Raw genomic sequence first — 26,965 nt, 5'->3', positions numbered from 1 at the left:
TCGACATGTGGCGCTCAGTGTTGCTGCGCGAGTTCCCGGACCACAACATCCGGTCGCTTCACGGCCTGCCGGGCAGCTTGTCGCCCAGCTCGCTCCCACTGAGTCCGTCCGAGGGCACCGTCCTGATCGCACCCGGCCGCAGCCTCCACTATGTCCTCGACACTCCCCTGGTGGATGTGATCGGAGTGAGCTGCCAATTGCAGTTCAAGCACCCCGGCCGGACCGTGAGCTCGTCGGTGCGGATCCTTCGCCTCGGGGACGAGTTCGATCTGAGCCTCGAACCGCTGACCAGCTTCCAGGCCTTGGTCCGGGTCCGGCTGCACCGAGCCTGGCACGACATCGGGCAGCTGCCGAACCCCAGCACGCACTTCGCGGAACTGAGATTCGACTGGCACACCAGCGGCAAGACCTACCTTCGGGTGGACGGGCGACTCGTCGGTTATCACGATGCGCTGAGTCGAGGCTCCCGGCTCACCATCGAGGACGTGGCCTTCGGCTCCCCCGCGTCGATCCCCACCGTGCCCGACCCGCGCTATCAGCTGGGCGAATTCTTCGTCCGCGCCCTCAGCCGCCGCGCGCACTGGGGACGGAGGCAAGCGACGGCGGCCCGCAGACCTTGACGCCGACCGGGTCAGACCTGGCTTTCTCGAGCGTGCGTCACGGACCAGATGACCCACACGCAGAGCGCGATCACCACGATCGACCAGACCGGCTGGACAGGAATGAAGAAGAAGTAGTCGAGGGCGGTCAGCCCGGCGAAGATGATCGCGACCAACCCTGCCCACGCCTTGTTCATGAAAAGCCCGATCCCGACCACGACGAGTGCGATGCCCAGCACCAGGTGGATCCACCCCCACGCGGGGACGGAGAGGTGGAACGCGTAGCGCCGGTTGTTGACCATGTAGTTATCGTCGAGAATCGCGGCGAGCCCCGCCACGATCGAGAACGAACCGATCATCGCCGTCAAGGTCGCGGCGAACGCGACGCCGCCCACCGCTCCGCTCGAGACATCCTGCTCCACTTCCAGGTCGTCCATCGGACCGTATTCGCCGTGCGTCATGGTGCCACCCCTTTCTGGTCATTCGCCCCCACGGTGATGACGATGCCCGCCGATCCGCCGCACCGCATCGTCCATCCAGGGTGAGATGCCGCCGCCGCTCAGCCCCTAGGCTCGCAGCCATCAGACCCTCGATCGCGGAGGGAGACGCGCGTGGCCGGTCACCGCGTGACCGCGCGCCCGCTGCTGCGGTGGCTGCGATCGATCCGTCCCGAGCGACGGAACCTGCGCGCCGACGTGATCGCCGGGCTGCCGGGCGCGATCAGCAGCGTTCCCAACGGGATGGCGTCCGCGGCACTCATCGGCGTGAACCCGATCCATGGCCTCTACGCGAGCTTCGCCGGTCCGGTCGCGGGCGGATTCGCGACGAGCAGCCAGCTGATGGTGATCACCACTACCACGGCCGGGGCCCTGGCCGCCGGATCGGCCCTGGAAGGCGTGGACCCCGCGGACCGGCCGCAAGCCCTGCTGCTGTTGACGATCATCGCCGGCCTGGTGATGATCCTGGCGGGCATCGCCCGGTTGGGGCGCTACACCCGCTTCGTGTCACACTCGGTGATGACCGGGTTCCTCAGCGGGATCTCGGTCAACATCATCCTCAGTCAACTACCCAGCCTCGCCGGCGCGAACGCCACGGGCGACGTCGCGCTCACGAGGGCCATGGACGTCTTCCACCCCGGGCAGATCGACCTCGCATCGCTGCTCGCGGGCCTCGCCGCGCTCGCGATCCTCGTCGGCCTGTCCCGCACCCCGCTGGCGAGGGTGAGTGCGTTGGTGGCGCTCGCCGTCCCAACCGCCGGCCTGGCACTCGCCGGCGCCGACCAGGTGACCCTCGTGAAGGACATCGGACAGATTCCTCGCGGCATTCCGCTGCCGCAACTGCCGGACCTCGGCCAACTGTCGTTCTCTTTGCTCACCGGCGCTCTGGCGGTTGCGGCCATCGTCCTCGTGCAGGGCAGTGGTGTCGCCGACGCCGCGCCGAACCGGGACGGAACCGCCTCGGACGCGAACCGGGACTTCGTTGCCCAGGGCATCGGCAACGCCGCGGCCGGCTTCTTCCGCGGCCTGCCGGTCGGCGGTTCGGTGGGCCAGACCTCCCTGAACCAGACGGTCGGCGGCCGGACCAGGTGGGCGGCGATCTGTTCAGGCCTGTGGATGATCGCGATCCTCGCAGCCTTCTCCCAGGTGATCGGGCTGGTCGCCATGCCGACACTGGCGGCCGTGCTCATCTATGCGGCGGCCAAGTCGCTGCGGCCGCGCGAGCTGGTGTCGATCCTGCGGACCGGCCCGACGTCGGAGATCGCGGTCGTCACGACCTTCTGCGCAACCCTGTTCCTGCCGATCGCCGCCGCGGTCGGCATCGGCGTGTCCCTCTCGCTGCTGCTGCAGCTCAACCAGGAGGCGTCGGACCTCAAGGTCGTCCAGCTGACGCCCATCGGCGACGGCCGGTGGAGCGAACACCCGGCTCCCGCGCGGCTGCCCAGCTATCGGGCGACCGTCGTCGACGTGTACGGGAGCCTGCTGTACGCCGGCTCCCGCACTCTTCAGGCCAAACTGCCTGACCCGGCCGGCGCCGAGGCACCAACCGTCGTACTGCGGATGCGCGGCCGGACAGCCGTTGGTGCGACGTTCGTCAAGGTCGTGGAGGACTACGCCGCCGCCCTCGACGCCGTCGGCGGCCGGTTGTATCTCAGCGGGGTCGACCACGCCGTCGCCAAGCTGCTGCGTCGTACCGACCGGACGGGGGCGTCCGAACCGGTCGGCGTCTTCGAGGCTACCGAAGTGGTCGGGGAATCGACGACGCAAGCCTTGCGGGAGGCGGAGAGCTGGGCAGTGCGGCGTCGACCGCCGAACTCCGATCAGTAAGTGGTACGGCGGTCCCGCATGGCCGACCGCGCCGCTCCGGTCAGCAGGGTGCCGATGGCGATCCCGACGATGAGGTTGATCAACCCCGTCGCAATCTTCGATGACGTCGTGCCGTTGGCCACGAACGGGAGGAGTGCCGCGGCGATCGTGGCCAGCCCGATGATCCAATGGAAGAACTGCAGGGGCCGCGGCGTGGACAGCAGCAACAGATGCAGCAGGCCGGTGGCCACCAGCGCCGCGACAGCGCAGTACACCGCGTACTTCAGGGTGTCGGCGTCTCCCCAGGTGCCCTCGCCTTCGGGTGCGAGGACGGGTACGTCGAAGACGCCGCGCGCAAGCAGTATGCCGACCACCGCGATCAGTGCGGCGATGATGGCCGTGGCAGCGCCTCCGGCCCACAGCCGGCTGGCGACGATCGCGTTCGCACCGCCTTGGGTGGGTTGAACTGTCATGACGTGTGCTCCTTGTCTTCGGCTGGCTTTGGTGGGCCGCCGCGGAGCGCCAGCCGTCCGGCCAGGCGTCCGAACAGCGCCCCGACGGTCGCGCCGACCAGAACGTCACTCGGGTAGTGCACGCCTGTGTACACCCGGGAGAACGCAACGACCGCCGCCGCACCGCGCAGTGCCGGCCGAAGCGTGGGCACGACCTCCCCGACGGCGACGGCGAAGGCCGCCGCGGACGCGGAGTGTCCGGACGGAAAGGATCCCGACGAGGGCATACGCACCCAGCGCTGCACGGGGACACCGAGGCCGACCCGGTCGGGCCGGTGGCGTTCACCGACCATCTTCTTGAGTGGCTGGTTCACCAGCAACGACGCCGCCCCGATCGCCCCGAGCCCCGCGACCGCGGCCCGCCGGCCCTGCGGGCCGCCGAACAGCGCGAGGGCGCCGGCCACCAGGAACCATGGCTTGGAGAAGTTGGCGAAGTCGGACACCCGTCGTAGCGGCTCGTCCAGGACGGGCGTCGACAGTTCTGCCACCGACCGGTACAGCGCGCGGTCGTAGGCAGAGAGCCGGTGCGATGAGCCGATCACGCAACGGTTTCCGTCACCATGTGAGCTCGACCTCGAGCTCACTCCCGTCGTCCCCGAGCTCGAACTCGAGCTTCAGGAACACCTCGTCCGGAACGTGCACCCTGACTCGCAGGCCGCCTCGGTCGAACTCGACATCGTTCTCCTTGGTGAGGCTGTCGGCAAGAGCGCGCAATCGGGCCGCGGCGGCCTCCCGGCTCATCGGCTCCTTCTCGTGGATCTCGATCAGATCCATTACGGCCTCCCAGGGGTTGAGCTTGCCGAGTGCCGGTCGCGGCCCAGAGCGATGCGCACCAGCGCGGCCAGGCCGTCGCGGAGGCCCTCGGGAAGCATCGCCGACGGCGATGCGCCCGGGTGCTGGGGCGCGATACGGACCCGGAGAACTCCGGGCCGGATCTGAAAGCGCAGCGGCGCGTCGAAGATGAGCGCCTCGCCGTCGACGCCGGCCGGCAGTGGCCGATCGGCATCGACCTGGAAGGACGGAGTCGTCCACTCGCGCATAGGACGCTGAAGGCGGCGTTGACCTTCATCCGCGGGCGCGCCCATGACGGTGATGCCGAGCAGACCGTCGTCGATGCGCGGGCGGGTGCCGGAACCGACCGCACGACCGAGGCGGTAGCGGTTGTTCGAGACGAGCACGGCGGCTCCCCCGCGGTGTTCCTGCCCTTCCGGCCCCGCCCAGCGCATATCGAGGTCGCTGCCACCGGCGCCGAGGGCGTCGGGCACGGTGTCGAGCAGAGTGCGGATCTTCGCCGCGCGGTAGCCGGTGCGCTGGACGGCTTCGGCGTACACGCCGAGCGACACGTTGTTGACGAACACCCGCCCGTTGACCTCCGCGAGATCCACCAAGCGCTCGCCGCCGTTGACGAAGGCGTCCAGCGCACCGACCACGTCGTCACGGTCGACCCCGAGGTCGAGCGCGAAGTGGTTGCGGGTGCCGGCCGGCACGCACGCGTAGGGCAGCGAGAGTTCGGCGGCGACCGCGGCGACGACCGCCTGTGAGCCGTCCCCACCGGCCATCGCGAGTCCGTCCGCGCCCCGCGCGACCGCGCCGCGGACCAGGGTCTCGAGATCGTCCCCGCGCTTCAGCTCGATCGGCTCGATCCCGCGGTCACGCGCTTCCTTGGCGACTGCGAAGCGTTCTGCCTTCCCGCCACCGGATTTCGGGTTGTAGAACAGCACCGGATGCTGCGGTGCCGGCGCGGATGGGAGATCCACGCGGGAGGTGAAGCTGGCCCGGGTGGCTGCCAGAGTGACCAGCAGTCCCACGATGAGCAGAAGGTCGCGGCCGAAGTCCCCACCCAGGACAATGACGAGCAGCGCACCGACGAGCGCCAGACCGGCCACGTACAACCCAGCCGTGCGCGCGATCCCTCGCCGCAGTACGCCGTAACAAGCCGCTACGACCGCAATCACCACGCACGCCAGGAAGATGAGGCCGCGCGGAAACTCATTCACGGCGTTCACGACACCGAACACCAGCGTCGCGGCCCCCACCACCAACGCGACCACCGCCGCAATCCGCCGCCTCACGAATTCCACCCCATCGGCCAGCCCTCAGAATCTCCGGTTCAGCGCCGAGCCCCGACACCACGGCCATCCTGTCCGGCCCCGACCCTCGAGGGCATCCCACAGCCCGGATGATCTACCCGCCCGTTTGCCACGTGGGGATACCGGTTCATCCGTGGCGGGTGGCGACTCGAATTCGGGCTCGATCGAGGCTGTCTTGAGGCCGACTGCTGTCAGCAATCAATGAGGAGTGGACGTTATGCCTGTGCCGTTCCGAGGAACGATCAATGTCGATATCCGCGACTCCGTAGCGGATTGGACGCCGTTCGAGCCGGCGAAGGCCCCGGACGGTGCGCCGAACGTCGTCTACATCGTCCTGGACGACGTCGGCTTCTCGGCAATGAGCTGCTACGGCGGCCCGATCGAGACGCCCAACATCGACGCGATCGCCTCGCGCGGGGTGCGCTTCACCCAGTGGCACACGACGGCGCTGTGCTCGCCGACCCGGTCGTGTCTGCTCACCGGCCGTAACCACACCCGCAACAGCATGGCCTGCATCACCGAGGCAGCGATCGGATTCCCGAACGCCAGCGGCACGATCCCACCGGAGAACGGGATGCTGCCGGAGATCCTCGGCGAGCGTGGCTGGAACACGTACATGGTGGGCAAGTGGCATCTGTGCCCGACCGACGAGATGAACCTCGCGGCCACGCGCCGGAACTGGCCGAGCGGCCGCGGCTTCGAACGCTGGTACGGGTTCCTCGGGGCCGAGACGAACCAGTGGTACCCCGACCTGGTCTATGACAACCACCCGGTCGATCAGCCGCGCTCGCCCGAGGAGGGCTACCACCTGACCGACGACCTCACCGACAAGGCGATCGAGTTCATCAGGGACGCCAAGGCGATCGCTCCGGAGAAGCCATTCCTGCTGTACTACGCACCCGGCGCCTGCCACGCGCCCCACCACGCGCCGAAGGACTGGATCGACAAGTTCGCCGGGCGCTTCGACCAGGGGTACGAGGCGATGCGGCAGGAGACCCTGGCCCGCCAGAAGAAGCTCGGTGTGGTTCCGGCCGACACCGAACTGCCCGCACTGAATCCGATCGGCACACCCGAGACTCGCAGCGGCCCGGATGATTTGCCGTTCCCGACGCTGGATTACACCCGTCCGTGGGACACACTGAACGCCGACGAGCGGCATCTGTTCGCCCGGATGGCCGAGGTGTACGCCGGATTCCTCGCGCACGCCGACCACCACATCGGCCGGTTGCTCACCTACCTGGAGCAGACCGACCAGCTGGACAACACGATGATCGTCGTCGTGTCCGACAACGGTGCGAGCGGCGAAGGCGGCCCGAACGGCTCGGTCAACGAAATGAAGTTCGCCAACGGGATCGCCGACGACCTCGCGGAGAACCTCGCCAAGCTGGACGACCTCGGTGGCACGAAGACCTACAACCACTACCCCAACGGCTGGGCGATGGCGTTCAACACGCCGTTCAAGATGTGGAAGCGCTACGAGTTCAACGGCGGTACGGCGGACCCCTGCATCATCTCGTGGCCGGCGGGTGCGACAGCCCGCGGCGAGATCCATCACCAGTACCACCACGCGATCGACATCGTCCCGACCATCCTCGACGTCCTCGGCGTCGACGCCCCGGAGACGATCAAGGGACACACCCAGAGCCCCATCGACGGGATCAGCATGCGGGCCAGCGTCGACGACGCGTCAGCCGACTCCGGACGGAGGACACAGTTCTACTCGATGCTGGGGTCCCGCTCGATCTATCACCAGGGCTGGAAGGCGGTCACCACCCACCCGACCGTGTCGGGCTGGGCGCACTTCAACGCCGACGAATGGGAGCTTTACCACGTCGAGGTCGACCGGTCGGAGATCAAGAATCTCGCGGCGGAGCAGCCGGAGAAGCTGCGCGAACTGGTGAACATCTGGTTCGCGGAGGCGGGCGCGAACGACGCCTTCCCGCTCGACGACCGCTCACCACTGGAGATCCTCGGTACCCCCCGGCCGCAGCTGAGCGCACCGAAGGATCGGTACGTCTACTACCCCGACACCGCCGCGGTCTCGGAGTGGCAGGCGGTCAACACCCGCAACCGCTCGTTCTCGATCGGCGCCCTGGTCGACATCCCGGCACCAGGAGCCGAAGGCGTGCTGTTCGCGATGGGCGCCAGGTTCGGTGGCCACGCGCTGTACGTGAAGAACAACCGGCTGCACTACGTGAACAGTTTCGTCGGCGCGCTCGAGCAGCAGATCGTCGCGACGAAAGACATCCCGACCGGCGAGAACCTGATCCTGTCGGCCTCGTTCGACAAGGAAGGGATGGACCCCGACGCCGCAACCGGCACACTCTCGCTCTACTACGGGGACGAGAAGGTCGGTGAGGGACACATCAAGACTCAGCTCGGTGCCTTCGCCATCGCAGGTTCAGGTCTGTACGTCGGCAGGCACAACGGTGAGCCGATCACCGACGACTACCCGGGCGAGCCGCCCCACACCTTCACCGGCGGCACGATCAACCGGGTGGCAGTCGACGTCAGCGGCGACCCGTACCTGGATCTTGAACGCGAGGCCGCTCTGATGCTGATGCGCGAGTAGAAGTTCCACATCCGACGAGGATTCACCGAGGCCCGGCCCCGCCGGGCCACGGTGACGTTCCGGCAGCCGGAGCCTGATCGTCCCTCAGGGGTGATGCGGCGACCAGAGTCCTGCTGAATCGTCGGCAACGGAGAGAAAGGCGGCCGATCATGGCGACGAAGGTTCAACATCTGACTCTGGACGAGCGGTATGCGCGCGGTCTCGAGGCTCGCACCCGAGCGATGCCGGACAGTCACGCAGGGTGGATGCCCGCCGCGGACCGGCCGGATCCGGTGGCACTCATCGAGGAGCAGAACCTACGGCGTGATGCCGATCTGGTCCCGGTACGGCATGGCCGGATGATGGCCTCGCCGTTCACGTTCTACCGCGGTGCGGCCAAGATCATGGCCGTGGACCTTGCCGAGACACCCACGTCCGGCCTCGAGGTCCAGTTGTGTGGCGACGCCCATCTGTCGAACTTCGGCGTCTTCGCCTCGCCGGAGCGAAATCTGGTGTTCGACATCAACGACTTCGACGAGACCCTCCCCGGCCCGTTCGAGTACGACGTCAAACGGCTGGCCGCGAGTTTCATGGTGGCGGCACAGAACAACGGGTACTCGGAGGCGGACGGTCGTGCGATCACGAAGGCCTGTGTCACCTCCTACCGGGAGACTATGGCCGAGTTCGCCGCTCAGAAAACCCTCGACGTGTGGTACGCCCACATTTCCGAGGACGAGATCAACCAGTCGGTGAATGCCCTCCTGGCCGGAGTCGACAGTAAGGGCAAGGGATCCAAGAAGGGTAAGGGCAAGAACAAGACCGCCGGCGCGGACGGCATGGACGAGATGACGCCGAAGCAGGTGAAAGAGGCCCACAAGCGCTTTACGAAGAATGCGCTGAAGGCCCACTCCCGCAACAGCAATCAGGCGCTGTCCAAGCTCGGCGAGGAGGTCGACGGCCGCTATCGCATCGCCAGCGTCCCGCCGGTGATCGTTCCCGCGCGCGAACTCCACGCGACGTACGGACTCGAGCCCGGAGTTCTCGAGGACGTCGTCCTCGACTTGTTCCGGGACTACCGCTCCACCCTTCGGCCCGACGTTCGGCAACTGCTCGAGCGCTTCGAGATCATCGACTGGGCCCGGAAGGTCGTCGGCGTCGGCAGCGTCGGAACGCGAGCGTTCGTCGTCCTGCTGCAGGGCCGTGACCGCGGCGATCCGCTGTTCCTCCAGGTCAAGGAGGCGACCAGGTCGGTTCTCGAAGGAACGTTGCGCAAGAGTGCGTTCAGGCAGCCGGGCGAGCGGGTGGTCCAGGGCCAGCGATTGATGCAGGCCAGCAGCGACATCTTCCTCGGCTGGTCCAAAGGGGTTCAGGCCGACCGCTACTTCTACTGGCGCCAGCTGCGCGACATGAAGGGCTCAGCGCTCGTGGAGATGATGTTGCCCGCGGTGATGACCTTCTACGCCCGCACGTGCGGATGGACCCTGGCCCGTGCTCACGCACGATCGGGTGACGCGGTGTCCATCGCTGCCTACCTGGGCGACAACGATGCCTTCGACAAGTCGATCACCGACTTCTCCGAACGCTACGCAGCCCAGAACGACCAGGACTTCGCAGACTTCACCAAAGCCATCAGCTCGAACCGAATCGAAGCCATCCAGAACGTCTGACCACCGCAGGACGACATGAGGCTGATCCCAGAGTCGCTGCGTGGATACCAGCGGCCCTGGCTGGCGCGCGACGTCATCGCCGGCCTGACCCTGTCGGCGGTGGCGATTCCCGAGGTGATGGGTTACACGTCCATCGCCGGTACGCCGATCGTGACCGGGCTCTACACGGTCATCTTCCCCACCCTGCTCTTCGCGCTGCTGGGCTCTTCGCGGCTGCTCGTGGTGGGGGCGGACTCGGCCACCGCCGCGGTGCTCGCCGCGGGTCTGACCGGTCTGGGCATCGCCGGCGTCACACCCGGATCGCCCGAGTGGCTTGCGCTCGCCAGCCTCACGGCGCTGGTCTGCGGCGGTCTGCTGATCGTGGCGCGGCTGCTGCGGCTGGGCTTCATCGGAGACTTCCTGAGCACGTCCGTGCTGATCGGGTTCCTCACCGGCGTCGGCATCCAGGTGCTGTCCGGCCAGATTCCGGACCTGCTCGGCATCTCGAAGGGCAAGGGAATCTGGTTCGAACAGCAATGGCACTGGATCAGCTCGCTGTCCTCGATCCAGCTCGCCACGTTCGCTTTCGGGCTCAGCACGATCGCGATCATCCTGATCTTCAAGCGTTTCATCCCGGTCGTCCCGGGTGCCATCGTCGCCGTCGTACTGCTGACCGCCATCTCCGCGCTGACCGATGCACAGGCGCACGGCGTCGCCGTGGTCGGCGCCGTCCAGGGCGGCTTCCCACCGATCGGCCTGCCGTCGGGCATCTCCTGGCCGGACGTGACCAAGGTGCTGCCGACCGCGTTGTCGTGCTTCGTGCTCATCATCGCCCAGAGCGCCGCCACCTCCCGCAGCTTCGCGTTCCGGCACGGCGACGCGGTCGACATCAACCGGGACATCGTGGGGCTCAGCGGCGCCAACCTCGCCGCCGGGCTCAGCGGCACCTTCGTGGTCAACGGCAGCCCGACCAAGACGCAGATCCTCGACGAGCAGAAAGGGCGCACCCAGCTCGCCAACATGACGATGTCGGCCGTCGTACTGCTGTTCACGCTCTTCTTCACCGGGCTGCTGGTGGACATGCCCAAGGCGGTGCTCGGCGGGATCGTCTTCCTCATCGGCGTCAGCCTGATCGACATCCCCGGCCTGCAGCGGCTGTGGATCCGGCGCAGGAACGAGTTCGTGGTCGCGGTGATCACCACGGTCACCGTCTTCGCCGTCGGCGTCGAGCAGGGAATCGTCCTCGCCATCGTCCTCTCGATGCTCGACATCATCCGGCGGCAATACAAACCGGGCGACTACGTGATCGGTCAGGACCAGGCCGGCGAGCCGACGTACCTGGCGGCCCGGCCAGGCGTCCAGAGCCTGCCCGGGCTGGTGGTCTTCCGCTACGACGCGGAGCTCTTCTACGCCAACGCCAACCGCTTCGTCGACCATCTGGAGCTGATCATCGCCAACGCTCCAGATCCGGTCCGCTGGGTAGCGCTGGACTGCGGCGCGATCGACGACATCGACTACTCGGCCGGGGTAACCCTGGCGAACCTCGTCAACTACTGCCAGGCTCACCACGCCCGTTTCGTGCTCGTCCGGCCGGACACCCAGCTGCTTGCCACGCTCCGCTCGTACGGGACCTTGGCCGAGATCGGCGAGGGCAACATCTACCGGACCGTCGCCGACACCTTCCGTGCCTATCGAGCCGACCCGGGATCTGCGGCTCTCAACGCTGGAGCGGAGGCGTAGTCCGCTCGGCACCCGACATGTCGGGTGCCGGCTCGCCGCCCCAGGCCTCCACGCCGGTGTCTCCGAGCCGGTCTCGTACGTCGGACCACCGGACGGTGAGCGCGAACAGGATGACGACGTCCAGTGCGATCATCAGCAACGACCAGACCGGGTAGGCACCGATCCAGGCGATCTGCGTCACCGCGTGCAGGCCGACGACGACGATGCCCGCGATCCTGGCCCATGTCTGCACCGCGAGCAGGCCGACGCCGACGGCCATCATGATCAGCCCGGAGATAATCAGGAACCATCCCCAGCCGGTCACGTCCACAATGACGAATTTGTTCCGCGTCACGACCAGACGCTCGTCCGAGAACAGCGCGATGAATCCCTGGAAGATGTTGACCAATCCGACCACCAGGAGCAGCGATCCGGCGAAGACGACCGAGCCGGCCATCACCGCGCCACCTTTCGCAGCCATCGTGGTATCTCCTCTCGTAGCGTCGGCCGCCGCGGAATCGGCGGCGGCTCGCACCTGATGCTGGCCCGCGCGACCCCAGGTTCGCCTCACCCACCACGGATGAGCTGGTGACAGCCGGCGATCAGCCTGCCGGACAGCTCTGTGTCAGCGTGGTGGCGAACGACGTGGCCGCGCTGCCGACTTGCTGGAGCGCCGAGTTGATCTGCGGCGCCTTCTGCCTGAGGTTGTCCGCACTCAGGCCACTCGCCGCGGTCTCCAACTGTGAGAACGCCGCTTTGACACTCTCGACGGCAGGCTGCAGAGCAGCCGATGCCGCGGCTACCGCGACACCCAGGCTGCTCTTGACGTTGGCCATCGCTGTGGTCAGTGCGGTGAGACCGTCCTGCAGGGGCTTCACATTCGCCAGATCCGCCAGCGAGGACTTCAGTGCGGACGCGGCAGCGCAGTCCGCCGTGGACGCACCTGTCGTCGGTGGAGCTACCGTCACTGACGGACTTGACTGGCCCTGCGTCGAGTTGTCACTGCACGCCATCGGTACGACGAGCAGGGCAACGGTCACCAGCGCGGCGACCATCGATCGACGTCCGGCGATTCGCAACACAGCTTCCCCCCTGGCCTACTTGCCGGCCGCCTCTTTGACCTCCGTCGCGCTGTCCGCGTCGACCTCGTTCTTGGTGACCTTGTCCGCGTGCGACAGCGCCTTGTCGACGTCGGCCACCCACACTTCCTCGAACAGCGCCACGATGCCCGAACTGTTCGGCGGCAAGGCGTCTTCGACGTCGGCCTTGATCGCCGCCTTCTCCCGGTGGGACTTGAGAGCACCGATGCCCAGCCCCGCGCCCGCACCGACCGCCGCGCTGGCCAGCAGGCTGGGTGGGAAGATGAGGCCGATCACCGCGCCACCGACCGCGCCCCACTTGGCGCCTTTGCGGGCCGTGTGGAAATCGTCGTCGACGTTGATCTTGCCGTCGGCATCGCGGCTGACGAGGACGAGCCCGTCGACCTTGATCACGTCGTCCGACGCGGCTTGCTTGATCGCGTCCCAATCGCCTCGCGCCGCGTCCGCGTCCATGTAAGCGGCGATGTACAGGTCGACGGGAGCGTTGCTGTCAGATCCCACGGGTCTCTCCTCCTGATCGGGCGACCGCACGCGGTCCGAGGTACATGTCGCCCCGACGATGCCTCCGGTCCCGGCCGGAACACCTCACCCCGGGCGGACTAGCTGCAGCACACCCGGATCAATTCACCCCGCCAGGATGAGGCTCGCCGTCGGCCCGCACGCAACGATCCAAGTCCACCATCGCCGCACTGCGGCGATCAGGCGCGCGCGAGAGGAACGACCATGGGGTGCTTCTTCGCTCTGCTTGCCGGAGTCTTTCCGCGCCTGGCTCTGTTCATCGTGTGGGTGGCGCGCCCCAACCTGGTCGACTCCGCCTTCGACACGTGGATCTGGCCGCTGCTCGGCATCATCTTCCTGCCCTTCGCGACGCTCATGTACGTCATCCTCTACACGGGCGGCGGCCTGAGCGGCGGCGACTGGTTCTGGATCGTCCTGGCCGCCATCCTCGACGTCGTGCACTGGGGCTCCGGCTGGACCCAACGCCGCGCGGCTCCCGGCTACCCGGGCACCGCCCAGGCGTGACCCGGCACCCCATCCTGGCCGACCGACGCGAACGGCCGCTGCACGTCGTCCGCTAGTGGTGGGCGGAGCGTCGTGACCGGGGGGCCGAGCCCGGATCGTCGGCCGCCCGCTCGACGTGGACGTAGCGGCTGCCGAACGGACCGGCCGTGACACCGTGCAGCGCCACACTCAACAGCACGGTCAGCGCGATGACTGCGACGGCGTGCTCGACCACAGAGGCTTCGCCGAGCTGCTCGACCGCCAGCAGCGCGAACACGACCGAGGCCAGGCCGCGCGGCCCGAACCATCCCACGAACAGGACGGTGCTGCGATCCAGCCCGGCTCCGAGCAGAGCCAACGCGACCGGAACCATGCGGACCACAGTCAGACTCAGTACGGCGTACGCGAGCAGCGTGAGGTCGAAGTTGTGCACGGCGATCGGCACCAGCGCCGCTCCGAAGAGGAACCAGACGGCGAGTGCCAGGACCTCACCGAGACGTTCCGGTAGCTCGACGGCGCTGGCCGCGCCGGCATCATCCGCGGAAAGTGCCGCTCCGAAGGCGATGCCGGCCACGAACGCCGCGATGAACCCGTTGCCGCTGAGCGTGACAGCGAGTTCGAAGCTGCCGAGTGCGGCGGCGAGTGTTGCGAGCCGCCCTGCCCCCTTGCTCATCCAGTGCCGTCGGGAGGCAACCATGATGAGTCTGGCGCTCGCTGTTCCGACCGCCAGGCCGATGACGAGACCGATGCCGAGTTCGAGCAGCGCACCGCCGCCGTGGTCGGAGCCGCTGTCGTGACTCCCGATCCCGAGTTCGCCGGCAGCGACGGCCAGCGTGAACGTGACGACCGGCGTGACGATGCCGTCGTTGAGTCCACTCTCCACATTGAGTGCGCGACGCAGCCGCATAGGTATCCGGCGGTCGTTGATCACCTGCGCGCTGAGCGCAGCGTCGGTGGGAGCGAGTGTGGCGCCGACGAAGCCGGCGAGTGCCCAGGTGAAATCGGCGAAGAACCACGCGGCGAAGAGAGAGCCGAGGATCACGGAGAGGGGAAGGCCGACCGCCAGCAGCCGGCCGGGCAGGCGAGCATCTGCCTTCAGCCTCGAGAGGTTGACCCTGGCAGCGTCCGAGAACAGCAGGAGTGCCAGCGACAGCTCCGCGATCCGATGGACAGACGGGGCCTCGACGTCCACCGAAAGCGGACCCCAGTCAGGATTCCCCAAGACGTAGCCGGAGATGGCGAACACCAGCGGACCGGTGATGTTCAGGCGGGCCAGGAGATCCGAGGTCACTGCCCAGGCAAGGACGAGGAGCGCGAGCACCGCGGACGTGCCCTCTGTCACCGCCCCGCCTCCGCCCTGCCGAATCGCGTACAGCTCGGATCTTCCCCACCCTGACAGCTGCCGCCCACCCCCCACCTCATCCCTCAGAGAGGGTTTCGAACGGTCAGCAGGCTGGCATCGTCGGCTGGAGAGTCCGCCCCGTACTGCGTTTTCAAGCGAAAGGGGGCTGTCGTGGCGATCGAGGAGTATCCGTCCGGGACTCCGTTCACCGGTGTGGTGGGACGGACAACCGACGAGTCGAGTCCGGCATGGCCGGCCATCACCCGGGCGAAGGCCGGCAGCCCGAACGTGGTGTTCGTGGTGCTGGACGACACGGGTTTCGGTCACCTGGGCTGCTACGGGAGTCCGATCGAGACACCGAACTTCGACGCGCTGGCCGCCGCCGGGCTGCGGTTCACGAACATGCACACCACGGCGCTGTGTTCGCCGAGCCGGTCCTGCATCGTCACCGGGCGGAACCACCACAGCAACGGCATGGCCGCCATCACCGAACTTGCGACCGGCTTCCCTGGCTACAACGGGGTCATCCCGTTCGAGAACGGGATGCTGTCGGAGATGCTGGTGGAGCAGGGCTACAGCACGTTCATGATCGGCAAGTGGCACCTGACCCCGAGCAATCAGGAGACAGCGACGGGGCCCTACACCCGCTGGCCGCTCGGTCGCGGGTTCGAGCGCTTCTACGGCTTCCTCGGGGGCGACACGAGTCAGTGGTATCCCGACCTCGTGTACGACAACCACCAGATCGAGCCGCCGCGCACGCCGGAGGAGGGATACCACCTCACCGAGGATCTGGTCGACCGGTCGATCGAGTTCATCGCCGACGCCAAGCAGATCGACCCTGGCAAGCCGTTCTACCTGCACCTCTGCTTCGGGGCCACTCACGCGCCACACCATGTGCCGAAGGAGTGGGCCGACAAGTACGCGGGTGCTTTCGACGAGGGCTGGGACGCCTATCGGGAGAAGGTCTTCGCCCGGCAGAAGGAACTCGGCATCATGCCCGCCGACGCGGAGCTGTCCCGGCACGACCCCGACGTACCGGACTGGCCGTCGCAACCACCCGAGGCGCGCAGGCTGTTCAGCCGGATGATGGAGGTGTTCGCGGGCTTCCTCAGCCACACCGACCACCATCTCGGCCGGCTGCTCGACTTCCTGCGTGAACAGGGCGAGCTGGACAACACGATCGTGATGGTGATCTCGGACAACGGGGCGAGTGCCGAGGGCGGCCCGACCGGAACCACGAACGAGGCGCAGTTCTTCAACAACGCTCCGGAGTCACTCGAGGACAGCCTCAAGGTCATCGACGAGATCGGCGGCCCGAAGCACGTCAACCACTATCCCTGGGGCTGGACCTGGGCGGGCAACACCCCGTTCCGGCGCTGGAAGCGGGAGACCTACCGGGGCGGATCCTGCGACCCCTTCATTCTCTCGTGGCCGGCCGGCGTGCAGGCGAAGGGCGAGATCCGCCACCAGTACGCCCACCTCATCGACATGGTGCCGACTGTCCTGGACCTACTCGGCACCCAGCCGCCGCCGACGATCCGCGGAGTCACGCAGTCGCCGCTGCACGGCGTCAGCTTCGCGCACGCCCTCGACGACGCAGCGGCGCCCAGCAAACATCACACCCAGTACTTCGAGATGCTCGGCCACCGTGCCATCGACCACGACGGGTGGCGCGCGGTCTGCCCGTGGCCCGGCCCGTCGTTCGCCGAGGCGGGTGTCGGCTTCGGTCAGCCGATCAGTGCGGCGAGATTGTCTCAGCTCGACAGCGCGGGCTGGGAGCTCTATCACGTGGCGGAGGACCCCGCGGAGACCCACAACCTCGCCGCCGGCGAACGCGATCGGCTGATCGCGTTGATCTCCACCTGGTACGCCGAGGCCGGGAAGCATGGCGTCCTGCCGATCGACGGGAGTGGGTTGGCACGCCTGATCGCAGACAAGCCGTCGATCGCGCCTCCGCGCGATCAGTACACGATCTGGCCGAACACCCAGCCGGTCCCGTTCTTCGCGGGCCCGCGCGTCCTGAACCGGCCGCACAGCATCACGGCCTTCGTCGAGATCCCCGACGGCGGCGCCGAAGGAGTTCTCCTCTGTCAAGGCACCGCGGCCGGCGGCTACTCGCTGTACATGAAGGATCAGCGGCTGCACTACGTCCACAACTACGTCGGCAGGAGCCTTTTCGAGGTGTCGTCACCCGACCCGGTCGCGCCTGGCGAGCACAAGCTCCGCTTCGAGTTCGAGCCGACGGGAAAACCCGACCTGCCCAACGGAAAGGGTGCGCCCGGTCACCTGCAGTTGTACGTCGACGGAAACCTGGTGGCCAGCGCCGATGCGGCCGTGACGACGCCGTTCGTCCTCAATCCCGGTGCACTCACCTGCGGCGCCAACCCCGGCTCCGCGGTGACCCCGGACTACATCAGCCCGTTCAAGTTCACCGGCACCATCCACAAGGCCGTCATCGACCTCAGCGGCGAGCTCATCCACGATCCCGAGCTCGAGTTGCGGGCCCACCTGGCCCGGCAGTAGCTGTGCCGGCCCCCGTTTCACCCCGGACGGAGGAGGCGCGGACCTGCCGGCGAGAGGCATGCTTTGGTCTGAATGAACTCGATGGGGAGTCGAGAACCGGGGCAAAGGAACTGACAACGTGAGTGAGACGACGCGGTCATCAGGCGCCGGGGGGCGTGATTCCGGCGCTCCCCGCAGCAAGGGTCAGAGTGTCCGGACGTGCTGTATCTACGTGGCCACCACAGTCGGGCTCATCTGCGCGATCGCCAGCTGGGGGGTGGGCGGAACCATCATCAGCGCGGTCGTGGTCGGGATGTCGACCGCCGTCGTCGCGTCGTCCATGTGGGGAGCGGACGGGAAGAGCGAGGTGCCCAGGATCCTTCGGGTCACCTTCGCCGGCGCGCTGATCACGCCGGCCGCCGTGGGGCTGATCGCGGTCTTCAAGTTCGCCGGCGTCTTGGTAGTGGTGGCACTCGCAGTGACGACGCCGGCTCTGACAACGAAGTTCCCGGGAAGGCACGCCAAGGGGGATCCTCCCGCCCGTCAGCCGGAGCCGGCAACACCTGCCGTCTCCGCGACGCCATCCGCGGACGGTCCCGCCGACGACGCGGCGCGAGAGCTCGGTTCCCTCGACGATCAGGCCTTGTGCCTGGCCTGGCGCCGGAGTTTCCGCCTGCTGGAGACCGCCCCTTCGGCGGCGATACGCCTGGCCATCGTCGACCAGCGGCAGAAGTACCTCGACGAACTCCAGCGGCGATCTCCGGAGGGGCTCACGGCCTGGCTCGCCTCCGGAGCGCGGGCCTCCGGTAACCCATTTCCGTACGTCGAGGACGCCCGGCGCCGGGCGAGCTGAGTCAACGACTCAGATGCACGCCCCGACGCCGCCTTCCGCGCCGGTGTTGAACGCGGAGGTCCGCTGCTCGGCGTTCCCGTGATCGCTTTCCTTGGTCCAGGGATAGTCGTCGGCGACCGCGGCGAGGGTTTTGGCGATCTCCTCGCTGTCGCCGGGCTCGATCGTGATCAGGCCGTCGTCGGCTGCTCCTTGCAGCGTGGCCCCGGCCAGGCAGTCCGCCTGGAGTTCGGCCGCGACCGAGACCCGGTCGCTGCGCAGCCTCGCCTGGATGGCGTGGCCCCACTCGTGGGCGATGATCAGGTACACCCACGCATCGCCGATCTGGCTGTAGCCGGCCGCCATCAGATCGTCGTCCCAGGCCACGAAGTCACCGGGCCGGCAGTAGACGGCGTTGAACGGCACGGATTCCGGTTCGCCCCCGCACGGCGGTCCATGCGTACCGATGTAGGCCCCGGCAACACGAGGACTCTGGTACGGCTGTCCGGACTGCTCGGTGAAGTGGCGGTGCCAGAACGAGTCCACCGCCTTGACCGCGGTGTCCTGGTCCTCCTTCATCGCCTCCCGGTCGACCGCCGGGACGGTCTGATCCGCCGACGTCGGCGGTGTCTCGGTGGTGGCCCCCTCTGGCAGGGCGGACGTCGGCGCACCGCAGGCGGCTGCGACCATCGCGATCGTCAGCCACCCGAGGACGGTGCGCTTTCTGCGGGTGCCGTCAGGCAGCGACATCGCGACCGTGCGCGGCCAGCGCCCAGATGACGAAGACGTCGATCGCGATGACGGTCAGTGCCCAGAACGGGTAGTACGGGATGAAGGTGAAGTTCGCCAGTGCGCTCAGGATGGCCAGGACGATGCCGACCACCCGGGCCCAGGTCTGGCCCGCGATGACCGCGAAACCGGCCAGCAGCACCAGCAGGCCACCGATCAGGTGGATCCAGCCCCACGCGGTCGCGTCGAACTGGAACATGTAATTGCGGGTGGCCACGTAGAACTCGTTCTCGAACAGTGCCACCAGACCGGAGAAGATCTGGAAGCCTCCGGACATGATCATCATCAGGCCGGCGAACAGGACGAACCCGACCGCCCAGCCGCTGACCTCGTGTTCCTCGCCCGCCGCGTCGTAATGCGATGCCGCTGCACCTTGTGCCACTGTGGTTCACTCCCCTGGTCTCTCGCCGCTACGCGTTGCGTAATCGGACCGCTCCGCCACCGCGGAGTGACACAAGGCTGGCGAACCACGTCAGGTCCGGCATCATCCGCAGCGGACGACTGTCCGACCCTGCTCAGACGTGGAAGCTGACCGGAAAGGTGGCGATCCACGCGATGGCGCCGACCAGGACGAGACAGCCGGCCCCGGCCAGGATCCATCGCAGCCGCGGGTTGGCGATCTTGGTGCTCATCCCGGCGAAGAACAGGACCACGGCGTACAGGACGACGGTGAGCACGTAGTCGCTGGCGATCTGGATGTCCCGTCGTACCTCGGCCGCGGAGCTCTCGGCGGCCGCGTCGAGCCGTGCGGCCTCCTGCCGCGATGCGAGCTGGTACTGCGGCATGGCGAAGGGCGTCGGCGGCGCACCCGGGTTCGTCAACGGGTGGGTCGCCATCCAGGCGTTGAACGCGGGCCGGAACTCCGCGCGGAACCGGTCGGCGTAGAAGGCGGCGACGGCAGCCTCACCCCGGCGGTCCGCATCCGCCCAGGCGATGAACGTGGCGACGTCGACCTGGCTCTGGGCCTGGGACAGGCCTTGGGCCCGGGCAGCGTCGATCCTGATCGCGTTCGTACGGGAGGCCGCCTTGGCCTGCTCGCCGTTCCACCGCGTGGCCTGGTAGCTGCTCCACGAGGTCCCCAGGGCAGCGACCACCAGCAGGACGGTGACCAGCACCTCCTGCGCGGTGCGGCCACGGCTGGGCTTCTCCTCAGCGGCGGTTGCCATGCTCGTCACACGGAGGTGTCACGTCGAGCCCGACCACCTTGAGCTGGGTGTCGATCAGGCCGATGGTTCGCACCATCGCGGTCGGCTGCAACCTGCCCACACCCGCTCCGTGCGGATGGTCGAAGAACACGAGCAGGAGCAGCAGAAGTGTGATGACCACCGTGACGCTGCCCATCAGAACGCCCTGTGTCACCGCGCCCTCGGCCCGGTCGGCGAAGAACAACAGGTACACGAAGATCACCACCGAGATCACCGACAGGACCAGCCACAAGGGCGTCGGGATGATGCCCTCCGCCCCGTGCACCCGGTCGATGCGCGCCTGCTCCCGTTGGGTTGTCTGATCCATCCACCGGTCGTACGCCGACTGCTCGGTCGGCGTTACCGGGTTGACAGCCCGGATCGTCTGGAACATCGCCACACCCCACGGGTTGATGGAGTTCCCGAGCGAACCGGTGTCCTGGGCGTCCCACTCCGGCCCGGCGACGGTCCGCGCGTAGCAGACCAGTTCGCCGGTGAGCTCCGACGCGGTCTTGCCGGGCATGAACTGCGCCGTCTCAACCTGCTGCGCCACGATCGTTGCCTCGGCCTCGGCGCCGGCCCGCGACTGGTCGTACGAGGTGAACGACAAGAAGATGATGAAACCGAGGAGTACCGAGAACCCGGTGGCGAGCACCCCGAAGACGCCGGAGGCGCGGTCACCGTCGGTGAAGTAGCTGCCCTCCGGCGCCCGCCTGCGCACGAGGAGCATCGCCGTGACGGTGACCGCGGTCACGAGGACCGTGATCAGAGCAGCCCAGACGATGTTCATCGAGGCCTGCCCGCCCCCGTTGTCACAGTCTGCTACTTCGCCGTTCCGGGTACAGCTCCGGGCGGCGCGACGGGGCCGGAGGCAACTGGTGTCCGGCCGGCGCCGACCAGGACCTGCAGAACTGCCAGCAACCCGACCACCAGAGCGAGTGACCAGAACAGGCGCGACAGCGAGATGTTGTTGCCCCAGAGCAGGACGACGACGCCCAGCAGCGCGACGACGACGCGCAACCACCGGACGTTGGCCGCGACCCATCGGCCGGCGCCACCGACCGGGCTGTCGGCCAAGGCTCCCCCGATGCCTTCCAGACCGCCGGTCACGCCACCGCGAACGGCGGTGCCGTACCGGTTGGATCCCGCGAACCAGCCGATCACCACGAGGCTCAGACCCAGCCAGAAGAACACTTGCCGGCCGCGATCGAGGTAGGAGAGCAACTGGTCGTAGAAGACCCTGCTCGCCGGACCGAACGTCGTACCGGCCAACGCGTCGATGAACAGCTGCCGCCCGACGGACAGCGCCAGCGCGAGCAGCAGCGCGTTCGCCGCCAGTAGTGCCCCGATGATCACCGTCATCCGCGGACGCCGGCGCGCGAGCACCAGAGCGGCCAGATACAGAGCCGCGACCAGCACGATCAGCCACTGTGCCAGCGGGTTCGCGAAGGCGTAGATCGTCCGGATCTGCTTCAGTTGCGGCGCTTCCATCAACACGATCTGCTTGTCGACGTTGGGGATCGGCACGTTCTGCAGGATCGTGAGTCCCCGGTCGACCAGGCGTTGCTTGACCTGGTCGATGACGTCGGAGAGGTCAAGGACGACCTGATCACCCTGCAGCTGAACAGCGCCGGATTGATCCCCCTTCAATATCCGCTGGAGGGACTGCTGCGCCCGCGTGTTGGCCGCGATCCAGAGGTCGGCGAACTGGTCCGAGGCGAGGAACTCCCGGACCTGTCGGTCGATGAAACTGTTGATCGCAGCGGCGAGCGGACCAACCAGTCGCTGCAGCCGGGGCCGGTCGGTGATGACGCCGGAGAACACCTGGTTGAGGAGTGCCTCGACGTCGACCTCTTTCTGGATCGTGTCGGTGACCTTGGTCGCGATGGCGTCCTGCACCTCTGGCGAGTTCACCAGCGGGCCGACGGTGTTCACGTAGCGGGTAGCGTCGTTCAGCGTGCGTTGTCCCCAGTACGCGATCGCCGCCGGTGTCGTCAGCAGGGCCGCCAGCACCACGCAGATGATCACCGCGGCCGACCGCCCCTTGGACGACCGCTTCGCGGTGGGTGCCTCCTCAGGCACGCTGCGTTCTGGACCAGCTGACAGCGCGGCGTCCGGGTCAGACATGCTGTGCCTCCTCGAGTGTCGGCTGCACGTCGGCGATTCGATCGTCGCTGCCACAGCCGTCCAGGACCTCACCCCGCGCGGATGATGCAGCGAAATCCGACGAGGGACGTTGCGGTGTCGATCGCCTGGGGCATCCCGGAAGTCCTCAGTCTGTGGTCGGCCGGCTGAGCGCGGAATCACCCGGCGGGGGTGAGGCACTCCTGACGAGGCCGCGGCGATCCTTGACCCGGCGTACGAAAGGAGCCGGGGATGCCTGATCCGTTGCCGAGCTGGAACGAGAGCCGGAGCAAGGACGCTATCGTCGACTTCGTACGGCAGGCCCGCGGCGACGGCTCCGGACCGGGATTGGCGATGGCGGACCGGGTGGCGGTCTTCGACAACGACGGCACGTTGTGGTGCGAGAAGCCGATGCCGATCCAGCTCGACTTCTTTCTGCGTCGCCTCGTCGAGATGGCGGAGGCGGACCCCGACCTGCGGGAGCGCCAGCCGTGGAAAGCCGCCCGCGAACGAGACTACGGCTGGTTCAGCAAGGTGATGGATGAGCACTACGCGGGCGACGACACCAACGTCGCAACGGTGGCAGCCGGCGTGCTGGCGGCGTACGGAGGAATCAGCGTCGAGACGTTCGCCGCGAAGGCAGAGGAGTTCCTGCGCGCCGCTCGCCATCCCACCCTCGGTCGCGGCTACCTCGAATGCGCCTACGCGCCGATGGTCGAACTGCTCGCCTACCTGGCCGACAACGGTTTTTCGAACTACATCGTCTCCGGCGGCGGCCGCGACTTCATGCGACCGATCACCGACGAGGTGTACGCCGTACCGAGCGAGCGGGTGATCGGCAGCAGTATTGCGCTCACCTACAAGCCGGACGAGCACGGTGGCACGATCATGCGTGTGGCTGCAGCCGACTACCTCGACGACGGGCCGGAGAAGCCGGTGCGGATCTGGTCGCGGACCGGACGACGACCGGTGCTCGCCGGCGGCAACTCCAACGGCGACGTCCCGATGCTCGAGTACACCCAGCATGGCGACAAGCCCTTCCTGCGGCTGCTGGTGCTTCATGACGACGCCGACCGGGAGTTCGAGTACACGTCCGGCGCCGAGCAAGCCCTCGACCGCGCCTCCGCGGCCGGCTGGACCGTCGTCAGCATGAGAAACGACTGGGCAAAGGTCTTCTAGCAGCACGCATTTCGGCCCTCACCGTATCCGCAACCCGTCGGCGAATATTCCCGCGCCAAGCTGAACCACAGCTGGTAAGGCCGGTCTCGTCATCTACTACTGGGCCAGGGCAGTAGCCCTCCCAGCCGCCCAGATCCAGCAGATGATCGACCAGGTAGTGGTCCCGGAAGAATCCGAAATCCACTGACCCCGCCGCCTCTGCTCGACGTTACCGGTCGCTCACGTGCCCGCTCATCCCCCTTGACGCGCGTGACCGCCCGGTCGATCGTCGAGGACGAGGGCGCTGATGAAGACGAGTGCTGGACCAACCGCCGACGACCGTGTGCTGGTGTACACACGGGTCGTGTCGCTGTGCATCGTGCCGTTCCTGGTCGCGGGATTCGTGATTCTGTACCTGTTCCCTCAGCACACCGCGCGGCTGTGGGCGTGGCCGCTGCACCCGACCATGACCGCCATGGTCCTCGCGTCGGCGTACCTCGGCGGCGCCTACTTCTTCGTCCGGGCAGCCCTCGAGCGACGATGGCACGTCCTCTCGCCCGGCTTCTTGTCAGTCACGCTGTTCGCGACGCTCCTCGGTGTCGCGACGGTGCTGCAGTGGAACAAGTTCACCCATGACAACCCCGCCTTCTGGATCTGGTCCGCCCTCTAGTTCACCGCCCCGCTCCTCGTTCTCGGTGCATGGCTCGCGAATCGGAGGTACGCCGACCCCGCGAGCGGCGACCTGGTCGCTCCAGCTGTGCGTGCCGCCGTCACAGCCATCGGCGTACTCGCGCTGATCCAGGGGGCCGCCATGTTCATCTCGCCCTCGACCTTCCTGGACGTGTGGCCATGGACCCTCACCCCGCTGTCCTGCCGCACCCTGGCAGCCGTGTGCTGCCTGGGCGGCGCCGGAATCGGCATCTGGAGCGACCCCCGCTGGTCGACGCCACGGCGAATGCTCGAGGTCGAGATCCTGATGGTCGGCTCCATCCTGCTCGCCACCCTCCGGGCGCACGACCAACTCGACTCCTCGAAGCCACTCGCATGGCCACTGCTGGTCGGCTTCTCACTCCTCTTCTTCGCCTCGATCATCGTCTGGTCACGCCACAGCCTGCATTCGCGTCGCACGCTGGACCACCCGGCACCGATCGCCTGAAACCTCACCCAGCGAGCGCAGCAATTCGGCGGTCCGTTGCCTGTGGATGCCGCTTCGGCGTAGCTTGACGAACGGGGAGGGGCACATGGTTCGATCACGTGGGTTCGCGTGGCTTGAGGGGCTTCGGCAAGCCTCTCAGCCGGCTGCACAGGCAGTGACGATGTGAACGCCGACGCACCGAGGCTGGAGGCACGATTCTGGCGAAGTCGACGGTCAGCAGCCGTCGCAGGCATCGTGTTTGCGATCCTGCTCCTGGCAGCGTTGACGATGGTCCGCCTCGCACTGTCCGCGGACAGCCTTCAGTCGCTCCAATCCGACGCAGCGCGCCGGAGGCTGATCGGGATCAGCCTCCAGCTCGTGCCGTTTGCCGGAATCGCCTTTCTGTGGTTCATCGGCGTCATTCGTGATCAGCTCGGCGACGTCGAGGACCGGCTGTTCTCCACCGTCTTCCTGGGCAGTGGGCTCCTCTTCCTGGCCATGCTCTTCATTGGCGCCGTCAATGCGTCCAGCATGACGGCAATGCTCGCGGGACCGGACATCAACGCCGACCTCTGGGCGTTCGGCCGCACCAGCACACAGGGGCTCATTTCCGTCTACGCCATGCGCATGGCCGCAGTGTTCACCCTCTCGGTGACTACCGCGGGTCTGCGCACTTCAGCCTTCCCCCGGTGGCTGGTGATCCTCGGATGTCTCGTCGCACTGACGCTGATTGTGGCAGCCGGTGAACACAAGTGGACCCAACTGGTGTTTCCCGTTTGGGTTCTCGTCGTCAGCGTAGTCATCCTCGTCACTCGTCCAACCCGTGAAGTCGCCGCCGAGCAGACGGAGAGCCCGTCATGATGGTGTCACCAGCGGCGCCGTCGAGGGATGAGCCACCGGAGGATGTTTGTGAACTCAGAGCTCGACCGGCTCGCGTACGGCGTACTGTTCCCCGCGCTCGGTCGGCCCAAGCTGCCGAACTGGGTGGGACCGCGGATCGAGGCCGGCCTCGGCGGCTTCGTGATCTTCGGCAAGGACATCGTCGACGGCGACCAGTTCCAGCGGCTGGCTGCGGAGCTGCACGGGCTGCGTGACCACGTGCTGCTGTCGATCGACGAGGAAGGCGGCGACGTCACCCGGCTGGAGAACCACGGCGGATTCTCGATGCCCGGCAACCGGGCGCTCGGCGAGCTGGACGACCTCGAGCTGACCCGCCAGGCAGCCTTCCAGATCGGCCTGTCACTGGTCGAGGCAGGGATCGACTGGGACCTGGCCCCGGCGGTCGACACCGCAGTCAACCCGATGAGCCCGAACGGAATCCGCTGCTTCGGCTCCGACCGCGACGTGGTCAGCCGGCACACCGCTGCCTGGGTGAAAGGCCTGCAGGCAGCCGGCGTCAGCGCCTGCGCCAAGCACTACCCGGGCCACGGTCTCAGCGGTACGGATGCGCACCTCGCGACCCCACTCGTCGACGTCTCCCGCGCTGAGCTGCTGGACAGCTATCTCAATCCATTCCGGGCCGCGATCGCGGCCGGCGTCGACAGCATCATGGTGTCGCACGATCTGGTGCCGCAGGTGGACGACGTACCGTCGACGATCAGCAAGGTGCTCCTCACCGACATCCTCCGCGGACAGCTCGGGTACGACGGGGTGGTGATCACCGACGCCCTGGAGATGTACGGGATCGCCGACGTGGCGCCGTTGGCGGAGGCCGCCGTACGTGCGATCGAGGCCGGGGCTGACGCGCTCTGCCTTGGAGCGTGGGCGTTCCTCGACGACGTGGACGTGGCGGCCGCCGCTCTGGTCGAGGCGGTCGAGAGTGGACGGTTGCCGGTGGAGCGGTTGCGGAGCGCCAACGAGCGACTGGCTCGATTGGGGACGCGCCCGAAGGCAGATGTCGCGCTGCGGGACAACGCGCTCGGTCAGCGGCTCGCGGACCAGGTGGCGGTGACTCACGGGGACCCCGTACTGCGGAGCAACGCCGTACTGATCATCCGGCTGGAACCGACCCACTCCCCCGCCGCCGGCTCGGCGGGCTGGGGTGTCGAGCAACTGCTGCGCGACGCCGGAAAGGTTGTCGAGAGCATCGGTTTGTCGGGGCAGACCTACAACGGACCCGGGATGGCTCGGGCCGGCGTCGGCGAGTTCCGGTCGGAGTACGGCGCGGACAGCCAAGTCGTACTGCTGGTCAGGGGCGCACACCGCTTCGACTGGCAGGAGAAACTCATCGGCGAGTTGCAGACCCAGCACCCCGACCTGATCGTCGTCGACATGGGCGTCCCCGGCACGGACTACTCCGCCTTCGCCGGCTGGATCCAGACCTTCGGCAGCGCCCCAGTCTGCGCCCGGACCGCCGCCCACCGGTTGCTGGGTTCATAAC

The 26,965-nt window shown here is 67.5% G+C and carries 27 protein-coding genes; 13 read left to right on the top strand and 14 right to left on the bottom strand.

The genetic code is table 11. The features are described from left to right. Positions 1-5 precede the first annotated feature (5 nt). Positions 6-620, top strand: coding sequence for a hypothetical protein (locus tag OG558_RS33110; RefSeq protein WP_329477554.1), 615 nt, complete (start codon positions 6-8; stop codon positions 618-620). A gap of 11 nt (positions 621-631) precedes the next feature. Here the strand turns inward: OG558_RS33110 and OG558_RS33105 are convergent, their stop codons facing one another. Next, complete coding sequence (locus tag OG558_RS33105) at positions 632-1,060, bottom strand: hypothetical protein (protein ID WP_329477556.1); 429 nt, start codon at positions 1,058-1,060, stop codon at positions 632-634. A 150-nt stretch (positions 1,061-1,210) separates the two neighbouring features. On the opposite strand from OG558_RS33105, the gene OG558_RS33100 reads away from it, so the two are divergent. Continuing rightward, positions 1,211-2,923, top strand: a complete 1,713-nt coding sequence (locus OG558_RS33100) for a SulP family inorganic anion transporter (RefSeq protein WP_405066490.1) — start codon at positions 1,211-1,213, stop codon at positions 2,921-2,923. Here OG558_RS33100 and OG558_RS33095 read toward each other — a convergent pair. Genes OG558_RS33095 through OG558_RS33080 form a run of 4 tightly spaced genes read right to left on the bottom strand, consistent with a single transcriptional unit; the run spans position 2,917 to position 5,486 of the window. Beyond that, positions 2,917-3,375: a DUF6069 family protein gene (locus tag OG558_RS33095; protein ID WP_329477562.1), complete on the bottom strand. Its 459-nt coding sequence runs from the start codon at positions 3,373-3,375 to the stop codon at positions 2,917-2,919. The two genes, OG558_RS33100 and OG558_RS33095, sit on opposite strands and share 7 nt — an antisense overlap. After that, complete coding sequence (locus tag OG558_RS33090) at positions 3,372-3,956, bottom strand: phosphatase PAP2 family protein (protein ID WP_405066489.1); 585 nt, start codon at positions 3,954-3,956, stop codon at positions 3,372-3,374. Before OG558_RS33090 ends, OG558_RS33095 begins: the two co-directional genes overlap by 4 nt. Before the next feature lie 13 nt (positions 3,957-3,969). Then, on the bottom strand, positions 3,970-4,188 hold the full coding sequence (locus OG558_RS33085) for an amphi-Trp domain-containing protein (protein ID WP_328521065.1): 219 nt from the start codon (positions 4,186-4,188) through the stop codon (positions 3,970-3,972). Beyond that, positions 4,188-5,486 (bottom strand): diacylglycerol/lipid kinase family protein, encoded by a 1,299-nt coding sequence (locus OG558_RS33080; RefSeq protein ID WP_405066488.1) that lies wholly within the window; start codon positions 5,484-5,486, stop codon positions 4,188-4,190. Before OG558_RS33080 ends, OG558_RS33085 begins: the two co-directional genes overlap by 1 nt. A gap of 235 nt (positions 5,487-5,721) precedes the next feature. Here OG558_RS33080 and OG558_RS33075 point away from each other — a divergent pair, with 235 nt between their 5' ends. The 3 genes from OG558_RS33075 (at position 5,722) to OG558_RS33065 (ending at position 11,441) form a co-directional block, all read left to right on the top strand. After that, positions 5,722-8,076, top strand: coding sequence for an arylsulfatase (locus OG558_RS33075; RefSeq protein ID WP_405066487.1), 2,355 nt, complete (start codon positions 5,722-5,724; stop codon positions 8,074-8,076). A 149-nt stretch (positions 8,077-8,225) separates the two neighbouring features. Continuing rightward, positions 8,226-9,722, top strand: a complete 1,497-nt coding sequence (locus tag OG558_RS33070; protein WP_405066486.1) for a DUF2252 domain-containing protein — start codon at positions 8,226-8,228, stop codon at positions 9,720-9,722. Positions 9,723-9,737: 15 nt separating this feature from the next. Next, on the top strand, positions 9,738-11,441 hold the full coding sequence (locus OG558_RS33065; RefSeq protein WP_405066485.1) for a SulP family inorganic anion transporter: 1,704 nt from the start codon (positions 9,738-9,740) through the stop codon (positions 11,439-11,441). Here the strand turns inward: OG558_RS33065 and OG558_RS33060 are convergent. The 3 genes from OG558_RS33060 to OG558_RS33050 all read right to left on the bottom strand — a co-directional run bounded on the left by OG558_RS33060 (position 11,419) and on the right by OG558_RS33050 (position 13,021). Continuing rightward, positions 11,419-11,901, bottom strand: a complete 483-nt coding sequence (locus tag OG558_RS33060; protein WP_405066484.1) for a hypothetical protein — start codon at positions 11,899-11,901, stop codon at positions 11,419-11,421. The two genes, OG558_RS33065 and OG558_RS33060, sit on opposite strands and share 23 nt — an antisense overlap. Before the next feature lie 121 nt (positions 11,902-12,022). Beyond that, positions 12,023-12,502 carry a hypothetical protein gene (locus OG558_RS33055; protein WP_405066483.1) on the bottom strand — a complete coding sequence of 160 codons (480 nt, stop codon included), beginning with the start codon at positions 12,500-12,502 and terminating at the stop codon, positions 12,023-12,025. Positions 12,503-12,517: 15 nt separating this feature from the next. Continuing rightward, positions 12,518-13,021, bottom strand: coding sequence for a DUF1269 domain-containing protein (locus OG558_RS33050; protein ID WP_405066482.1), 504 nt, complete (start codon positions 13,019-13,021; stop codon positions 12,518-12,520). A 222-nt stretch (positions 13,022-13,243) separates the two neighbouring features. Between OG558_RS33050 and OG558_RS33045 the strand changes: the two genes are divergently transcribed. Then, on the top strand, positions 13,244-13,543 hold the full coding sequence (locus tag OG558_RS33045) for a hypothetical protein (RefSeq protein WP_329477577.1): 300 nt from the start codon (positions 13,244-13,246) through the stop codon (positions 13,541-13,543). A gap of 52 nt (positions 13,544-13,595) precedes the next feature. Here OG558_RS33045 and OG558_RS33040 read toward each other — a convergent pair whose 3' ends face one another. Beyond that, positions 13,596-14,864 carry a cation:proton antiporter gene (locus tag OG558_RS33040; RefSeq protein ID WP_405066481.1) on the bottom strand — a complete coding sequence of 423 codons (1,269 nt, stop codon included), beginning with the start codon at positions 14,862-14,864 and terminating at the stop codon, positions 13,596-13,598. A gap of 171 nt (positions 14,865-15,035) precedes the next feature. Between OG558_RS33040 and OG558_RS33035 the strand changes: the two genes are divergently transcribed. Beyond that, positions 15,036-17,387 (top strand): arylsulfatase, encoded by a 2,352-nt coding sequence (locus OG558_RS33035; protein WP_329477579.1) that lies wholly within the window; start codon positions 15,036-15,038, stop codon positions 17,385-17,387. Between the two features lie 346 nt (positions 17,388-17,733). Beyond that, positions 17,734-18,219, top strand: a complete 486-nt coding sequence (locus OG558_RS33030; RefSeq protein WP_405066480.1) for a hypothetical protein — start codon at positions 17,734-17,736, stop codon at positions 18,217-18,219. A gap of 9 nt (positions 18,220-18,228) precedes the next feature. Here the strand turns inward: OG558_RS33030 and OG558_RS33025 are convergent, their stop codons facing one another. From OG558_RS33025 to OG558_RS33005, 5 genes are all read right to left on the bottom strand, one after another. Beyond that, complete coding sequence (locus OG558_RS33025) at positions 18,229-18,945, bottom strand: neutral zinc metallopeptidase (protein ID WP_405066479.1); 717 nt, start codon at positions 18,943-18,945, stop codon at positions 18,229-18,231. After that, a complete protein-coding gene (locus OG558_RS33020; protein ID WP_405066478.1) occupies positions 18,932-19,366 on the bottom strand; it encodes a hypothetical protein in 435 nt (144 codons plus the stop codon). The genes OG558_RS33025 and OG558_RS33020 overlap by 14 nt, the downstream gene beginning before the upstream one ends. Positions 19,367-19,499: 133 nt before the next feature. After that, a complete protein-coding gene (locus OG558_RS33015) occupies positions 19,500-20,150 on the bottom strand; it encodes a hypothetical protein (protein WP_405066477.1) in 651 nt (216 codons plus the stop codon). Beyond that, positions 20,134-20,958 carry a hypothetical protein gene (locus OG558_RS33010; protein WP_405066476.1) on the bottom strand — a complete coding sequence of 275 codons (825 nt, stop codon included), beginning with the start codon at positions 20,956-20,958 and terminating at the stop codon, positions 20,134-20,136. The genes OG558_RS33015 and OG558_RS33010 overlap by 17 nt, the downstream gene beginning before the upstream one ends. 32 nt (positions 20,959-20,990) lie before the next feature. Beyond that, a complete protein-coding gene (locus OG558_RS33005; protein ID WP_405066475.1) occupies positions 20,991-22,295 on the bottom strand; it encodes a hypothetical protein in 1,305 nt (434 codons plus the stop codon). A gap of 249 nt (positions 22,296-22,544) precedes the next feature. On the opposite strand from OG558_RS33005, the gene OG558_RS33000 reads away from it, so the two are divergent. From OG558_RS33000 to OG558_RS32980, 5 genes are all read left to right on the top strand, one after another. Continuing rightward, entirely contained in the window at positions 22,545-23,471 is a 927-nt protein-coding gene (locus OG558_RS33000; protein ID WP_405066474.1) for an HAD family hydrolase, read from the top strand. 286 nt (positions 23,472-23,757) lie between these two features. Continuing rightward, positions 23,758-24,120, top strand: a complete 363-nt coding sequence (locus OG558_RS32995) for a hypothetical protein (RefSeq protein ID WP_405066473.1) — start codon at positions 23,758-23,760, stop codon at positions 24,118-24,120. Positions 24,121-24,207: 87 nt separating this feature from the next. After that, positions 24,208-24,606, top strand: a complete 399-nt coding sequence (locus OG558_RS32990) for a hypothetical protein (protein ID WP_405066472.1) — start codon at positions 24,208-24,210, stop codon at positions 24,604-24,606. Between the two features lie 162 nt (positions 24,607-24,768). Beyond that, entirely contained in the window at positions 24,769-25,446 is a 678-nt protein-coding gene (locus OG558_RS32985; RefSeq protein ID WP_329477597.1) for a hypothetical protein, read from the top strand. Positions 25,447-25,494: 48 nt separating this feature from the next. Continuing rightward, positions 25,495-26,964: a glycoside hydrolase family 3 protein gene (locus tag OG558_RS32980; protein WP_405066471.1), complete on the top strand. Its 1,470-nt coding sequence runs from the start codon at positions 25,495-25,497 to the stop codon at positions 26,962-26,964. The last annotated feature ends 1 nt before the right edge of the window (position 26,965 follow it).

Source organism: Kribbella sp. NBC_01510, assembly GCF_045040325.1.
In the GTDB taxonomy this organism is placed as follows: Bacteria; Actinomycetota; Actinomycetes; order Propionibacteriales; family Kribbellaceae; genus Kribbella.
This window is presented reverse-complemented; position numbering and strand designations above follow the sequence as displayed.

Bases quoted from the DNA above. Each gene is read 5' to 3' on its own strand.
- OG558_RS33110 (WP_329477554.1), top strand. From the start codon at position 6: ATGTGGCGCTCAGTGTTGCTGCGCGAGTTCCCGGACCACAACATCCGG.
- OG558_RS33105 (WP_329477556.1), bottom strand. From the start codon at position 1,060: ATGACGCACGGCGAATACGGTCCGATGGACGACCTGGAAGTGGAGCAG.
- OG558_RS33095 (WP_329477562.1), bottom strand. From the start codon at position 3,375: ATGACAGTTCAACCCACCCAAGGCGGTGCGAACGCGATCGTCGCCAGC.
- OG558_RS33085 (WP_328521065.1), bottom strand. From the start codon at position 4,188: ATGGATCTGATCGAGATCCACGAGAAGGAGCCGATGAGCCGGGAGGCC.
- OG558_RS33075 (WP_405066487.1), top strand. From the start codon at position 5,722: ATGCCTGTGCCGTTCCGAGGAACGATCAATGTCGATATCCGCGACTCC.
- OG558_RS33070 (WP_405066486.1), top strand. From the start codon at position 8,226: ATGGCGACGAAGGTTCAACATCTGACTCTGGACGAGCGGTATGCGCGC.
- OG558_RS33065 (WP_405066485.1), top strand. From the start codon at position 9,738: ATGAGGCTGATCCCAGAGTCGCTGCGTGGATACCAGCGGCCCTGGCTG.
- OG558_RS33060 (WP_405066484.1), bottom strand. From the start codon at position 11,901: ATGGCTGCGAAAGGTGGCGCGGTGATGGCCGGCTCGGTCGTCTTCGCC.
- OG558_RS33045 (WP_329477577.1), top strand. From the start codon at position 13,244: ATGGGGTGCTTCTTCGCTCTGCTTGCCGGAGTCTTTCCGCGCCTGGCT.
- OG558_RS33025 (WP_405066479.1), bottom strand. From the start codon at position 18,945: ATGTCGCTGCCTGACGGCACCCGCAGAAAGCGCACCGTCCTCGGGTGG.
- OG558_RS33015 (WP_405066477.1), bottom strand. From the start codon at position 20,150: ATGGCAACCGCCGCTGAGGAGAAGCCCAGCCGTGGCCGCACCGCGCAG.
- OG558_RS33010 (WP_405066476.1), bottom strand. From the start codon at position 20,958: ATGAACATCGTCTGGGCTGCTCTGATCACGGTCCTCGTGACCGCGGTC.
- OG558_RS33005 (WP_405066475.1), bottom strand. From the start codon at position 22,295: ATGTCTGACCCGGACGCCGCGCTGTCAGCTGGTCCAGAACGCAGCGTG.
- OG558_RS33000 (WP_405066474.1), top strand. From the start codon at position 22,545: ATGCCTGATCCGTTGCCGAGCTGGAACGAGAGCCGGAGCAAGGACGCT.
- OG558_RS32995 (WP_405066473.1), top strand. From the start codon at position 23,758: ATGAAGACGAGTGCTGGACCAACCGCCGACGACCGTGTGCTGGTGTAC.